The organism is Alteromonas macleodii ATCC 27126 (assembly GCF_000172635.2).
GTDB lineage: Bacteria > Pseudomonadota > Gammaproteobacteria > Enterobacterales > Alteromonadaceae > Alteromonas > Alteromonas macleodii.
On record NC_018632.1, the window covers coordinates 2028589 to 2043841 of the forward strand.

Below are 15253 nucleotides of genomic sequence, written 5' to 3' on the forward strand. Positions count from 1 at the left end.
TGCCCATTATGCCTGTAACAAAGGAATTTCGCGAAGGTCCATACCCATGAACATCATGCACAGGTGACACATTTCGACGTAAGGGCGGGCAATGACATTTTGTTTGAATGCATGATCTGACTGAGTCAACGCTTTTTGGATGTCTTCTAGCTGCGCGACGCTCAGACGATTCAAGGCACTTTGATAAAAACCTTGTCTATTACGCCAAATACCGAATTTTTGCCACTGAATGGGGGCACCGCTTTGCTGCGCTAGTTTTAGTTTCCATAACTGCTCCCACTCTCGAATCAGCGCCCAAATAATGATGTTAGGCTCCAGACCCTCGCTCTCTAATCGGTATAGCATTTTTATGCAGCGGGTACTGTCGCCGCTAAGCATAACGTCAACCAGTTGAAACACGTTGAAACGCGACTGATCGACCATCGCCTTTTCAATTTGTTCGTCTGAAATAGACTGGTGTGGATAGAGTAGGGCGAGCTTATCAATTTCTTGCTTAGCAGCAAGCATGTTGCCTTCGCAGAAATCAGCTATCATCTTAGCACCCGACGCTGATACGGAGAGTTGGTGGGCATTTAACTGCTGGTTTAGCCATGCATTGAGCTGCTTGCCTTCCAACGGGTAACACAATACCGACGCGCCCAAATCATCAAGCACTTTAAACCATTTGCCGCGCTGCACGTCTTTGCCAATTTTGGGGCCGTGAACCAGCAACAAAATATCGGGGTTTAATGACGCCGCGACTTCTTGCAGCATTTTACTGCCTTCAGTGCCCGGTTTTCCCGTAGGTAGCTCTAATTCAATGAACTGTTGGCTTGAGAAAAGCGACATGCTTTGTGTGGCTTCAATCAACTGATTCCAGTTAAAGCCTGTTTCAGCAACTAGTACTGTACGCTCTTCAAAGCCATTGGCTTTTGCTTTAGCGCGTATTTGCTCAATGACATCAAACTTCTGCTGGGGTTCATCTCCAAACACCAGATAGCACGGGCGAAGTGCCTTGGTGATATCTTGGCTAAATTGGTTTGGATAAATCTGCATGAAAAATTCTGATGTTTACAGACTAACGGAAGTTGATGCATTTGGTGCAGCGGCTGCCTGACTGGAAAGGCGTCTGATCATGATATCAGCGGCTTCATCGCGCATTTCACTTAGCATCAATTCAAGTTCGCGAGACTTTGCCAACACTTGGTCAGGGTCGTCTTGATAGTCACGTACTACTTCAAATTGCACCATTACCGCTTCCTTACCAGGAAACTGCACGCGGTAACGCACAACATATATCAGTTCATATTCAGCAACTTGACCCGAAGGATAAACCGACAGCAGCTGACGTTCTAATTTCTCTGGAAGCAAATAGATGTTTACGTTTTGGTTAGAGCGCGATGTTTTATCTACGCTAACACTGGATAAACCGTAAACGTTTAAGCGTTTGTCAAGCGCACGCGCCAAGGGCGCGTGTGCTCGGGCACTTTCAATAGCAACGGTGTTTATGTCGTCAGGTAAGCTAGGGCTACTTCGCAAATGAAAGCCACAGCCAGTAACCAATACGGTTCCCAACACAGCGACTGCGAATTGTAAGTGCTTTTTCATCAGTATCTGACCTAGTTAGCTACAATGTTTACAAGCTTGCCAGGCACAACAATCACTTTACGAATGGTTTTACCTTCGATGAATTGCTGAACGTTAGGCTGTTCTTTCGCAGATGCTTCAATGCTCTCTTTGCTTGCATCAGCAGCAATTGTCATCTTAGCGCGCACCTTACCGTTAACCTGAACGATGATTAGCTTTTCGTCTTCAACCAATGCGGCTTTATCAGCCTGTGGCCATGGCGCTAAATCGATATCTTCACTGTGACCCAACACTTTCCATAGCTCGTGAGCGATGTGCGGCGTAATAGGGTTTAGAAGCAACAAGATAGATTCACAGGCTTCGCGCATAATTGCGATGTCCTGCGCGTTTTCTTGTGGTGCTTTTTGAAGGTGGTTTAACAATTCCATCACCGCTGCAACCGCAGTGTTAAAGGTTTGACGACGGCCTAGGTCATCAGACACCTTTTCAATGGTCTTGTGTACTTCACGGCGAAGTGCCTGTTGGTCTTTCGACAGTGCCTTAACATCAATCGCTTCTGGCGTGCCTTTTTCAACGTGTTCGGTCACTAATTTCCAGATACGACGTAAGAAACGGTTTGCACCTTCAACACCAGAGTCTACCCACTCAAGGGTTTGCTCCGGTGGCGCAGCAAACATGGTAAATAAACGCACCGTATCGGCACCGTACTGATCAATAACTTCCTGAGGGTCGATACCGTTATTCTTCGACTTAGACATTTTCGTCATACCGCCGTGAATAACTTCTTCACCGTCAGCGGTTAGCCATGCTTTAACAATACGGCCTTTATCGTCCTTTTCAGTGCTTACTTCGGTAGGCGAGAACCAGGTTTTCTTACCAGACGCGTCTTCACGATAGTACGAGTCAGCTAATACCATGCCTTGACACAGCAAACGCTTGAACGGCTCATCAGAGTTTACCAAGCCTTCATCGCGTAACAACTTGTGGAAGAAACGCGAGTAAAGTAAGTGCAAGATAGCGTGCTCGATACCACCAATGTACTGATCTACTGGTAACCAGTAGTTAGCTGATGTTGGATCAAGCATGGCGTCGTTGTTAGTAGCACAGGCATAGCGCGCGTAGTACCACGATGACTCCATAAAGGTGTCGAAAGTATCCGTTTCACGTAACGCGGCTTCGCCATTGTATGTGGTTTTTGCCCACTCAGGGTCAGCTTTAATTGGCGAGGTAACGCCATTCATTTCTACGTCTTCAGGCAAAACAACCGGTAGTTGGTCAGCAGGAACCGGAACAGATTCACCGTTTTCCAAATTTAGCATTGGAATAGGTGCGCCCCAGTAGCGCTGACGGCTTACGCCCCAGTCACGAAGACGGTAATTTACTTTGCGCTTTCCACAGCCTTTGCTTTCAAGTTCATCAGCAATACCATTAAATGCGGCATCGAACTCAAGACCGTCGAACTTATATGAATTGATCAAGCTACCTTTTTCAGTAAATGCAGAGGCGGTAAGGTCGCACTTATCTTCATCACCTGCGTTTGGCGCAATGACTTGTTGAATAGGTAGGTTGTATTTAGTCGCAAATTCCCAATCGCGCTGGTCGTGGCCAGGAACAGCCATTACCGCGCCTGAACCGTAGTCCATCAACACGAAGTTAGCGACCCAAATTGGAAGCTTTTCACCGGTTAGTGGGTGAACAACCTCAAAACCCGTGGCGAAACCTTTCTTCTCCATGGTTGCTAATTCAGCTTCAGCAACTTTGGTGTTTTTACATTCGTCGATAAAGGCCGCTAAATCTGGGTTCGATTTTGCTGCGAATTCGGCAAGAGGGTGCTGCGCAGCCACTGCAACGTAAGTAACGCCGTAGAAGGTATCTGGGCGCGTGGTATATACCGTCAAATCGGCAATGTCGTTAACCGCTGACGCTAAATCGAAGGTAATTTCAACACCTTCAGAGCGGCCAATCCAGTTCGCCTGCATTGCGCGTACTTGGTCTGGCCATTCTTCAAGCTGTTCTAAGTCTTGTAAAAGTTCTTCGGCGTAGTCAGTAATTTTAATAAACCACTGAGGGATCTCTTTTTGCTCAACCAGCGCACCAGAGCGCCATCCGCGACCGTCGATTACCTGCTCGTTAGCCAAAACAGTTTGGTCTACAGGGTCCCAGTTCACAGTAGAGTTTTTCTTGTAAACAAGACCTTTTTCGTAAAGGCGTGTGAAGAACCACTGTTCCCAGCGATAGTAATCTGATTTACATGTGGTTACTTCGCGATCCCAGTCGTAACCGAAACCCAACGAGCGAAGTTGGTTTTTCATGTAATCAATATTTGAGTATGTCCATTTCGCAGGTGCAGTGTTGTTGTTAATTGCTGCGTTTTCAGCCGGAAGACCAAAAGCATCCCAGCCCATAGGCTGCAATACATTTTTACCCTGCATGCGCTGGAAACGGCTGATCACGTCACCAATGGTGTAGTTGCGCACGTGACCCATGTGAAGTCGGCCACTAGGGTATGGGAACATAGACAGGCAGTAGAACTTTTCTTTTTCTACGTCGTCATTTGCTTTAAACGATTGGTTTTCTTCCCAGTATTGCTGAACGCGTTGTTCAATGTCTTTCGGATTGTACTGATTATCGGCCATGAAACTTAGGCTTCCGCATTAAAAGTTAAAACGTTTATGGGGCGGCATAAGGCGAGTTTGTAGCAACGCCAACTAACCGCGCGTGGGATTCACCCACTTAACATACATATAGCCCAGTAGAATAACCCAGCGCTAAGCCATGCCTCAATAGCTTAACACCGAACTTGGCAATATTTATTGTTGCTTGCTTGAAAAGTGAGCATTAATGACACAGTTTACGCCGATTGAACACCAGAACTCGCCCCATTTGCTCATCTTACTTTCTCTTGGCGCCATCTTATCTTGTCGATAAACAGGCCTCGGTGTCACATCTAATTATTGTCACTAAACGCGGTTAGCGCATTTAGTTGTTGCGCCTGCACTTTGTCTACTACTCGAACTAAATTGGCGGCGTCTTCGTTAGATGCTTTTTGGCCATTAAAGTGAATATTGCCTGAGGCGTGGTAGGTAAGAGTGACTTTAGTTTTCGGTATGCGACCGTCTTGTGTGTTTGCATCCGATGAAGTGCTCGATGCTATTGTGCTGAATTCCCATGTCAGTGCACCTGACATACCCATCTCTTGAAGCGGGCCTAAGCCACCTGTCATCACCACTTTTTTGTTCGGTTCAACATAGCTTACCTGCATATGCGCTGCACTCGCCGTGTCTGTCGTTTCACAGAAACAGCCACCAGCCTGCTCATCTATGCGCAAAGCACCTTTCCACCATGTGTGGTCTTTCGGCCACCACATATCCACATGTTGAATAAAATGAGAGTACACGACTTCAACTGGCGCATAGCTTTCACTCTCATTGGTAATAGAAAACCCTGAGTTATCTGCATAGTTTACGTTAGCGATACTCATTGAAGAAAATGCCGTACCCAGAAAGATAGCAAGGAAAGAGGAGGTGAGCAGAAGGGGTGAGCGAGTTTTCAATTTTTTTGTCATTGTTATTACCCTGTTTTTGTTCATTGGTTATTGCGCGCGAAACCTGGTCTCGTCGCCAAACGAATTTCGGTTTTTGTGTTTTCTAAGGTAATTGAAAGCAGCTTGCGTTGCTACCTACTTTAAAGCCTTGCCGTTACAGGATTCTTCAGAGCTTTGTCTTGACCACATTGTCCTTACGGCTCTGACCTTGGCGCGCTTCTCTTAACGCTGTGATTTTAATGCCCTGTTCCAAATTATGTGGAAGAAATAAATGCAGCGGTTAAATTGAAGTAAGTTCTTTCGTACTTAACTCCTTTTCGGCTTTAATTAAACGCTACACCCTGTGTCGCAAGGTATCAGTTCTAATGAAGGCCACAAAAAGCTCGTAGTGCTTGCCAATTCCTCTCTAAAATCATGAAGGTGGTTGTTTGTTGTGCAATTAGCGATGCAAAGCTGCCTTATTCAGGATAAGCGTTTGACACTAATGTTAATTAGGGTTTCACTTAAGTAAAGAAACAAAGATAGAACAGACATGTCTGTAGACAGTAAATTATATGCGTTAGATGTAGACGCGCTTTCACCTACCATAAATCGCCGAGCGATAAACAGTGCCTTAAAAGATGATGAAGCGCTAAATGCGACCTTCATTGGGCAAGAGCGTGCGCGTGAAGCACTTACGTTTGGGTTAGGTATTAACACCAAAGGCTATAATCTTTATGTGATGGGTGAGCCCGCTACGGGGCGCTTCACTCTAGTGAAGGATTACATTGAACGCCAAGTTGCCCAGCTACCGGCGCCTGATGATTGTTGTTATATCAACAATTTTGACGAAGAGCGCGAACCTGTTGCGCTAAAATTTCCTCCCGGTGGTGGAAAAGCATTCCACAAGGACATGGCTGCGCTTATTGACGATGTCTTAGACTCACTGCCCATTGCCTTTGATAACCCGGGATATCAGCGCCGTCGCGCGTCAATTTCCAGAGAGTTCGAGCAAAAGTACGATGCGGCTATCGATGCGGTAGAGCGTTACGCACAAGCGAATGATGTTGCGCTGTACGAAGAGGGTGGCTCTATTACGTTTTCACCTATCGTTAACGGCAAGCCAATAAGTGACACAGAGTTTGCGTCATTAACTGACGCACAACGGGAAGGGTTTTATACTCTTATTGACGAACTAGAAAACAGATTAAGCGAAGGCCTGTTAAGCCTGCCTACGTGGAAACGCGAAAACTCTGAGCGTCTTCGTGAGCTTGACAAAAAGACCGCAGAGCAGGGAATTAAGCCGCTGCTAAAAGTGCTTGAGCACAAATACGCGTCTGAGCTAGGGGTAATGAAGTACCTCAAGCAGCTTAAAACTGCATTGGTCAACGCTATCTTAGTCATTCACAGTGAAGAGCAGAAAGAAGAGAAGAGTGATGACTTCGACAAGAAGATATTTTTAGAAGAGCAATTTCTTCCTAACGTTTTGGTGTCGAATAAACTCGATGACGCAGCCCCTGTTATTTATGAGCCGAACCCTACTTATCAAAATTTGTTTGGCAAAATAGAGTACACCAACATTCACGGCAGCGTGTTTACCAACTATCGCATGATTCAGCCCGGTGCGCTCCATCGTGCAAATGGCGGTTATTTGTTGTTGGATGTGGACCAACTTATCGAACAACCTTTTGTGTGGGATACTCTTAAGCTTGCCATCAAGTCGCAGCGCTTGCGCATGGACTTACCCCAGCAAGATGTGGGTATGGTGAACAACATTACGCTCAATCCACAGCCCATCGACTTAAATGTGAAAATCGTTCTGTTAGGCTCGCGTGATTTATACTACACGCTGCAAGATTACGATGACGAGTTTGATGAACTGTTTAGAGTGTTGGTGGATTTTGATTTGGAAATTCCCGTCACCAGACAGGCGCTTTTTGATTTCGTGGGCAAAGTACGCGCGCATCTTATTCAGTTAGGACTTAAAGGCATTACCGCTAACGCGATGTGCAGGCTAGTTGAGTACTCGTTAAGAATGGCTGAACATAAAGAAAAGCTATCTGCGCACTTCGCTGAAGTTATCGAGCTAGTTAATGAAGCCTATTATTTCTGTCAGAAATCTAATGCCGACACACTAGAACTTGATCATTTAAAAACAGCATTAAGTGCCAAGAAGCGTCGCACCGGCCGCGTCAGTCAAACACTATTAAACGATATTAAAGAAGGGCACGTGCTAATTGCCACTGAAGGAAAAGCGGTAGGCAAAGTAAACGGGTTAACGGTATTGGATATTGGTGACACTGCATTTGGTACGCCTGCACGCATTACGTCTACTGTATTTGCCGGCGCAAGTGGTGTAGTTGATATTGAGCGTGAGGTAGAGCTTGGACAGCCTATTCACTCAAAAGGCGTCATGTTGTTAAACGGCTACTTGGGCAACAAGTATGCCCAACATTTCCCGTTAACCCTATCGGCAAATATAGCGCTAGAGCAGTCATACGGACATATTGATGGCGATAGTGCATCCCTTGGTGAACTGGTTGCGCTTATCTCTGCGTTGACTGAAATCCCTTGCTTACAAACCTTGGCTATCACGGGTTCCATAAACCAGTATGGTGAAGTGCAAGCGGTTGGCGGTGTGAACGAAAAGATAGAAGGCTTTTTCGACTTGTGTCAACACCGTGGCCTCACCGGCACGCAAGGCGTGATTATTCCTAAATCAAATGCGATTAATTTGGTATTAGACGCCACTGTTATCGATGCTGTGAAAAAAGGGCTGTTCCATATTTACACTGTAGAGACCGTTGATGACGCGCTATCTATTTTGATGGAACAGGAAGCGGGTAAATTAAGTAGTAAAGGTCGTTACCCCAAAAATTCAATCAATTACCATGCCGTAAACCGTCTATACAATATTGCGCTTATTGTTAATGGGGGCGATGGCGAATAGATAAAAACGAAGCGCGTACTTGCAGTGTCGAGACGCGCTTCTTGATTTTTGCATTAATCTTGGTTGATGCGCTAATAAAGATGCGCTTTTTCAGTAGAACGTGCACACAGCCATTCAATGCTAAACGCAAGTACCAGAGCGCGCTAATCGCGGGTGCTGATGACCAGAGTCTCTGAAATTTTATCTTGGATAGCTTGTCGGTTAGGATCCCAGTAAATTTGCACAAATCCCAACAAGCCAGTTGCTAAACCCGCACCATAACCTCCATAACGACCAAAGCTCTCCCATAGCGACAGTCCAGAACCATCGAGTTTGAGTACTTGTATATTTAGCAGTCGTTTACCTGGAGTTTTTCCGTTAAACCAAGCGGTAAACACGCTGTAATAAAGCGCGGCCCAACCAAAGCCTAAGCCAAGCTCAGTAATTAACCCTTTGATCCACGCGACAATGCTGTATGTGTTTGCTGAGGGCTCTGAAGTTGCGTCATCGAAATCTGCTAGGTCACTTTCAATATCTTCAGCTTCCTGTAGGCCATTTTCATGCACACCTTTATTTTGAGCTTGCTCATTTACTCCAATATCATCATTCGCACCATTTTTCTCACCTGGGCGATTAGGCGAGTCGATCACGTTGCTGACAGTTGCATCGTCACGAAAGTAATTAGCCTCATTGGCAGCATCTAACGTAAGCAACACTGTCCAAAAGAGCATGAACGCTCCACCTATTCGAAGAAATGAACGCGTAGTTTTTTTATGGCTTTGATTGGCCACGTTGCGGCTAGCTTTATAAAACGTCACTGTAGCAATAATCGCCAAAAACAGTGCATCCAGTGAGCTCAAAATGGCGACAAATAGTAGGTCAATACACTGAGCCAACCCTCGTTGAAAAGGTGTAGCCAGACGCTTGCCCAACAGCGAGCTAGCCACGCCAAACGCATAGGGCGTGACTATATCCTTTGTTTCAACGGTTTCTAATTTATCTGCGGTATTATTTTCGACATCACTACTAATAGGTGGCGTATCAATATGTTGATGAGGGTGAGACATTTGCCGTCCACTGTGCTTAACCTAATTCCATAACACTACTTTACACAGTAAGGCGTATTATTTTAACTCTTTTATCTGAAGGGTAAGCACCTCACAAATACGCATGCAAGATACATTGTAATCTCTTCAATAGTCGGAATATTTTTCTTTTTAGCAAATAGATAGATTAGGTGTACTTCACTTAAGCTATTGATTTATATGCGCGGCATTGGGTTTGCATCAGAGTTTATCGAATGGATAACAATGATGCCTTTAAGGAGGTTACGATGTTTAACTCAAAACAAACGATTACAGCAACACTGGTTTCAGTCACAATGATGGGGTCATCTGCAATGGCACAAGCTAACGTTGACGAGATGAAAACTGCGCAAATGCAAGCAGCTTCAGCGTCAGTGCAACCTGAGTCCAGGACATCTGAGTCTGGTGATACGTGGATTACGTTGACCGGTGAGGTGTCTGCTGTAGATTCAAAATTCTTTACGTTAGATTACGGTGACGGGAATATCTTTGTTGAGTTAAGAGACACCGACCTTGACAGTAATGCCTATGCAAAAATGAAAGGCGAAGAAGTCATGGTAACGGCGCGTCTTGATGATGGCATGTTTTCAAGCGAAAGGTTAGTTGCTCAGAGTGTGATTGTTGATGGTATGGATACTGTTTACTTAGCTGAGTCGGTTAATCAGGCTTCGGCAGATCTTTATTTAAGTACAGCAAGTAACATTGAGTTTGACGATGAAGAAATGGTGCTTGTAGGTACCGTTAAATCAATTGGCAAAGAAGCGTTACAAATTGACGTGGGCGATACCACCCTCACGGTAGAGCTTGATGAGTTAGAGGACGCACCTGTGGATGCGGATGGTTACCTAACGCTAATGAAAGGCGAGCGCGTGCGCATTACCGGCGAACTAGAAGACGATTTCTTTAATCGTTTCACGGTAGAAGCTGATACGCTAATCAAAATGAAAAGTTAACTATTGCTGATAGATAACGCATTAAAAAACCGCCGAAGGCGGTTTTTTTTGATTAAATTATTAATGTGCTTATTCACTACTTTGGAGGCATGCGCAGCCCGCCGTCTAAGCGGATTGTCTCACCATTTAGGTAGCTATTGTTCGCCATATGGATAACTAACTTAGCAAATTCTTCTGGTAGCCCAAGGCGCTTAGGAAACTGAACGTTAGCAGAAAGGGCGTCTTGCACTTTTTCTGGCATAGCAAGTAGCATTGGCGTGCCCATTACACCCGGCGCAATGGTGTTAACACGAATACCCAACGGGGCTAAGTCTCGAGCCATTGGAAGGGTTAAGCCGATAATACCACCTTTACTCGCGGCATAAGCGGTTTGCCCTATTTGACCTTCGTAACCAGCAACTGAAGCAGTGTTTACGATAAGACCGCGTTCGCCTTCCCCGTTAATTGGCGATTGCTTTGCCATCGTCGCTGCAACTAAGCGAGAAACATTAAAGCTTCCTACTAAGTTAATATCGATAGTTTTCTGGAAGTCACCCAACGGCGCCGGATTGCCTTCTTTGTCAAGCAGTCGCTTAGCTGGGGCGATGCCTGCACAGTTAACCACTAAAGAAATGGCGCCAAACCTTTCGGTTGTCGCGTCTATAGCCGCTTGAACAGAAGTTTCATCGCGTACATCGACTTTGGTGAAAAGTGTGTTGTTATTGCCTAATTCTTCTACGCGCTGTGCGCCAAGCTCTTCATTTAAGTCGAAAAGGCTGACGTTAGCACCTGCATCTCGAAGTGCGATAGCAGTGGCGTGACCAAGTCCGGAGCAACCGCCAGTAACAATGGCAGTAAGATTATTTAGCGTCATAGATTTCCCTTAAACCCTAGTTTTTCACTATTATTAACGTGATGTTAACGGGAAGTAAGAAGAAAAACTACGGTGCCGAAGGGGATCGGCACCTTATATTCAGCTATTTTGGCAACTGAATTTTACAGTCTTCGCTTTGACGGTAGATAATTAGCGTGTGGCCAATTACCTGTAGCTTAACTGAGTTTGTTTCACGAACAATGGCATCCATGATTAGCGCTTTTTCTTCGCGATCGTCTGTTGGCACCTTAACTTTAATTAATTCGTGATGGCTAAGGGCGTTGTCAATTTCGGCAACCACACCTTCTGTCAGGCCGTTCCCACCTAGCTGCACAACAGGTTTTAAAGGGTGTGCAAGGCCTTTTAGGAATTGTTTCTGTTTATTTGAAAGTTTCATGAAGTAATATTTCTTACAATTAATCTGTTAGTTTATGCTTGAAATAACGTATTCTAACGCCATCTTCTCTACAATCCTAATGACATTGTATTGGAATGACAAAAAAGAAACACTCCGCCAGCAGTAAACGCTGGCTACAAGAACACGTTAACGACCATTATGTGCAAAAAGCAAATAAGGAAGGTTGGCGCTCGCGAGCTATCTATAAACTGGAAGAAATTCAGAAAAAAGATAAGCTTATTAAACCGGGAATGACACTTGTAGACCTTGGTGCTGCACCGGGGGGCTGGTCACAGCTAGCCGCACAGCTCGTTGGCGACAATGGTCAAGTTATCGCGTGCGATATTTTGCCCATGGACCCAATCGTGGGCGTAGACTTTTTACAAGGTGATTTCAGAGAGGACGCTGTTCTCGACGCACTATTGAACAGAATCGGTGGGAACACCGTAGATATTGTGTTGTCTGATATGGCACCGAACCTTGCAGGTAACGCGTCGGTTGACCAATCTCGCTCTATGTACCTTTGCGAACTAGCGCTTGATATGTGTCACCAAGTGTTAAAGCCTGGTGGTTCGTTTGTCATAAAGGTGTTCCAAGGTGAGGGGTTTGTTGAGTTCATGAACGCACTTAAACAATCTTTCACAACCATAAAGACGCGTAAGCCTGACTCGTCCAGATCACGTTCGCGAGAGGTGTATTTGGTGGCTTGTGGGTATAAAGTGTAGTACGCTTTGAGATAAGCGGTTTTCGTTGCGAGTTGTGTCGTTTATTCAATAAACAACTTGTTGAATATACAAGCAATTCGGGTTTATAGAGGTTAGTAGCATTGAGCGATATGGCAAAAAATTTAATCTTATGGTTAGTCATCGCCGTTGTTTTAATGTCGGTTTTCCAGAGCTTTTCACCGAGTGAATCGTCTCGTTCGCAAACTGACTACACAACGTTTTTGAGAGAAGCAGAACAGGGAAATATTCGAGAAGTTCGCATCAATAATAGTGGCGAAATTCGAGGTACTAAGCGTTCAGGCGAAACTTTCCAAACATTCGTACCTTACTTCGATGACAAGTTAGTATCTGACTTGGTTAAGAACGACGTAAGAGTGTACGGTGAACCACCAGAAGAGCAGTCTCTTCTGACGTCTATTTTCATCTCATGGTTCCCCATGTTACTGCTTATTGGTGTATGGATTTTCTTCATGCGTCAAATGCAGGGTGGCGGCGGCCGTGGCGCTATGTCATTCGGTAAAAGCAAAGCTCGCTTGCTTGGTGAAGACCAAATCAAGACAACATTTGCTGACGTAGCAGGCTGTGACGAAGCGAAAGAAGATGTATCTGAATTGGTAGACTTCCTACGCGACCCGTCTAAGTTCCAAAAGCTAGGTGGTAAAATTCCGAAGGGCGTACTTATGGTAGGTCCTCCTGGTACAGGTAAAACGTTGCTTGCAAAAGCCATTGCCGGTGAAGCGAAAGTACCATTCTTTACTATCTCTGGTTCTGATTTCGTTGAAATGTTCGTGGGTGTAGGTGCATCTCGTGTGCGTGACATGTTTGAGCAAGCGAAAAAAGCGGCGCCTTGTATCATCTTTATCGATGAAATTGATGCGGTAGGCCGTCAACGTGGTGCTGGTCTAGGTGGTGGTCACGACGAACGTGAGCAAACCCTTAACCAGATGCTTGTTGAAATGGACGGCTTTGAAGGTCATGAAGGTATTATCGTTATTGCGGCAACTAACCGTCCTGACGTACTAGACCCTGCGCTTCTTCGTCCAGGTCGTTTTGACCGTCAAGTAGTGGTTGGTCTTCCTGACATCCGCGGCCGTGAACAAATTCTTAAAGTTCATATTCGCAAAGTGCCAGTGGCTGATAACGTAGAACCGTCAGTTATTGCTCGCGGTACACCAGGTTTCTCAGGTGCTGACCTTGCTAACCTAGTAAACGAAGCTGCATTGTTCGCTGCTCGCGGCAACAAGCGCCTTGTTTCTATGGAAGAGTTTGAGAAAGCGAAAGACAAAATCATGATGGGCTCTGAGCGTAAGTCTATGGTGATGTCTGAGCCTGAAAAAGAAATGACAGCGTATCACGAAGCGGGTCACGCTATCGTAGGTCGCTTAGTGCCAGAGCACGATCCGGTATACAAAGTGTCAATCATTCCACGCGGTCGCGCGCTGGGTGTGACCATGTACTTACCAGAGCAAGACCGAGTGAGCCACTCTAAACAGCACTTAGAAAGTATGATTTCTAGCTTGTTTGGTGGGCGTATTGCTGAAGCCATTATTTATGGTGACGACAAAGTAACCACGGGTGCATCTAACGACATCGAACGCGCAACTGAAATTGCACGTAAGATGGTCACCCAATGGGGCTTGTCGAGCAAAATGGGCCCAATGCTTTACGCTGAAGACGAAGGTGAAGTGTTCCTAGGCAAGTCTATGTCTAAGGCAACAAACATGTCTGATGACACAGCACGTGCCATTGATGCGGAAATTAAGTCACTGATTGACCGCAACTACGAGCGTGCTCAAAAGATCCTTGAAGACAACATCGATATTTTACATTCAATGAAAGACGCACTGATGAAGTACGAAACCATTGATGCTAAGCAAATTGATGATCTGATGAACCGCACTGACGTTCGTCCTCCTGCTGACTGGGATGACAGCAAGCCATCGGGTGGCGATAAGCCGAGTGGTGGTGCGCCGGTTCGTGAAGGTGAAATTAAAAATGACGGTGTAGACAAACCGTCGGTAGGTAAGCCGGGCGATATTCCAAGCTAACCTTCTACATCCATTGAAAAACGCCAGTTTAACTGGCGTTTTTTGTTAGAGCTGATTGATTTTAATCTGAGAATTTGGCTTACAGTTTATGTCACGGTGTTAGCTGAGTTATTTATTTCGTTACGCTTCACACTGTTCTTTGCAAAGAACAATGCAAAAAACACAGCGAAGAACAAATCAAAGAATTCAGCAAGCAACAAGGCAAAGAGCATGCATTTTTAAGTAGGTTTCATTGCTAACACAGCGGGTCAAAATCAGTTTGCTTTATAGCTTCATTTCTCAACATATTTTCTGTCTAAGAAATACGGTAATTTTAAAACAAAGGTAATGCAGGTAATTCATGCAGTTTGGTAAGTACTTCATAGGTCTGTCACAGCCTCAGGTAATGGGCATTTTAAATGTTACTCCTGATTCATTTTCTGACGGCGGCAAGCACACAAATGTATCTCAAGCCCTTGACCATGCGCTTCGCATGATTGAAGAAGGGGCAACTTTTATTGATATAGGTGGTGAATCGACAAGGCCAGGCGCGCCCGACGTATCGCTGCAGGAAGAGCTTGACCGCACAATACCCGTTATTGAAGCCGTAGCTAAAAATACCCCATGTGTTATTTCTATTGATACCAGCAAGGCTGACGTTATGCGGGAAGCGGTGAAAGCCGGCGCGGGGCTAATCAACGATGTACGCGCGTTACAAGAGCCTGGTGCATTGCAAGTAGCAGCTGAAGCACAAGTACCTGTTTGTTTAATGCATATGCAGGGGCAACCCAGAACCATGCAGCAAAGCCCTGAGTATGATGATGTAGTGAATGATGTGGGTCAGTTTCTACTCGCGCGCACCAAAGTGTGTGAAGAAGCGGGCATTGCTAAAGACAAGATTTTGTTCGACCCTGGCTACGGTTTCGGAAAGTCACTGGAACACAATTATACGCTGGTGAAACACTTGCCATCGCTTATGAAGCTGGGTTACCCAGTGTTAGTAGGCATGTCTCGCAAGTCGATGATTGGCAATTTGCTAAATAGAAAAGTGGATGAGCGCTTGGCGGGAAGCATAAGCCTCGCTACAATTGTCGCCCAAATGGGCGCACAGATAATTCGCGTTCACGACGTGAAAGAAACAGCTGATGCTGTCAATATCGTGAAAATGCTGAATTCAGTAAAATAAGGAATAATA

Annotated in this window: 12 protein-coding genes; 5 read left to right on the forward strand and 7 right to left on the reverse strand. The window is 45.4% G+C overall.

The window, feature by feature from the left end; all coding sequences use genetic code 11:
* Positions 1-6: 6 nt before the first annotated feature.
* From holA to MASE_RS08655, 4 genes are all read right to left on the reverse strand, one after another.
* On the reverse strand, positions 7-1035 hold the full coding sequence (gene holA / locus MASE_RS08640) for a DNA polymerase III subunit delta (RefSeq protein WP_014949355.1): 1029 nt from the start codon (positions 1033-1035) through the stop codon (positions 7-9).
* Between the two features lie 15 nt (positions 1036-1050).
* Positions 1051-1587 carry an LPS-assembly lipoprotein LptE gene (locus MASE_RS08645; protein ID WP_014949356.1) on the reverse strand — a complete coding sequence of 179 codons (537 nt, stop codon included), beginning with the start codon at positions 1585-1587 and terminating at the stop codon, positions 1051-1053.
* An 11-nt stretch (positions 1588-1598) separates the two neighbouring features.
* Positions 1599-4202, reverse strand: coding sequence for a leucine--tRNA ligase (leuS, locus tag MASE_RS08650; RefSeq protein WP_014949357.1), 2604 nt, complete (start codon positions 4200-4202; stop codon positions 1599-1601).
* A gap of 311 nt (positions 4203-4513) precedes the next feature.
* Positions 4514-5131, reverse strand: coding sequence for an SRPBCC family protein (locus MASE_RS08655; RefSeq protein ID WP_014949358.1), 618 nt, complete (start codon positions 5129-5131; stop codon positions 4514-4516).
* A 511-nt stretch (positions 5132-5642) separates the two neighbouring features.
* Between MASE_RS08655 and MASE_RS08660 the strand changes: the two genes are divergently transcribed.
* Positions 5643-8039, forward strand: coding sequence for a Lon protease family protein (locus tag MASE_RS08660; RefSeq protein WP_014949359.1), 2397 nt, complete (start codon positions 5643-5645; stop codon positions 8037-8039).
* A gap of 143 nt (positions 8040-8182) precedes the next feature.
* On the opposite strand, the gene MASE_RS08665 is transcribed toward MASE_RS08660, so the two are convergent.
* Positions 8183-9085, reverse strand: coding sequence for an RDD family protein (locus MASE_RS08665; RefSeq protein WP_014949360.1), 903 nt, complete (start codon positions 9083-9085; stop codon positions 8183-8185).
* A gap of 266 nt (positions 9086-9351) precedes the next feature.
* Between MASE_RS08665 and MASE_RS08670 the strand changes: the two genes are divergently transcribed.
* On the forward strand, positions 9352-10056 hold the full coding sequence (locus MASE_RS08670) for a hypothetical protein (protein ID WP_014949361.1): 705 nt from the start codon (positions 9352-9354) through the stop codon (positions 10054-10056).
* Positions 10057-10132: 76 nt separating this feature from the next.
* Here MASE_RS08670 and MASE_RS08675 read toward each other — a convergent pair whose 3' ends face one another.
* The gene (locus MASE_RS08675) at positions 10133-10909 is read right to left on the reverse strand and encodes a 3-hydroxyacyl-CoA dehydrogenase (RefSeq protein ID WP_014949362.1); all 777 of its coding nucleotides are present in this window, start codon (positions 10907-10909) and stop codon (positions 10133-10135) included.
* 103 nt (positions 10910-11012) lie between these two features.
* Positions 11013-11306, reverse strand: coding sequence for a ribosome assembly RNA-binding protein YhbY (gene yhbY, locus MASE_RS08680; protein WP_014949363.1), 294 nt, complete (start codon positions 11304-11306; stop codon positions 11013-11015).
* Positions 11307-11401: 95 nt separating this feature from the next.
* Here yhbY and rlmE point away from each other — a divergent pair, with 95 nt between their 5' ends.
* From rlmE to folP, 3 genes are all read left to right on the forward strand, one after another.
* On the forward strand, positions 11402-12031 hold the full coding sequence (gene rlmE, locus MASE_RS08685; protein WP_014949364.1) for a 23S rRNA (uridine(2552)-2'-O)-methyltransferase RlmE: 630 nt from the start codon (positions 11402-11404) through the stop codon (positions 12029-12031).
* 101 nt (positions 12032-12132) lie between these two features.
* Entirely contained in the window at positions 12133-14079 is a 1947-nt protein-coding gene (gene ftsH, locus MASE_RS08690) for an ATP-dependent zinc metalloprotease FtsH (protein ID WP_014949365.1), read from the forward strand.
* A gap of 340 nt (positions 14080-14419) precedes the next feature.
* On the forward strand, positions 14420-15244 hold the full coding sequence (folP, locus tag MASE_RS08695; protein ID WP_014949366.1) for a dihydropteroate synthase: 825 nt from the start codon (positions 14420-14422) through the stop codon (positions 15242-15244).
* Positions 15245-15253: the final 9 nt, after the last annotated feature.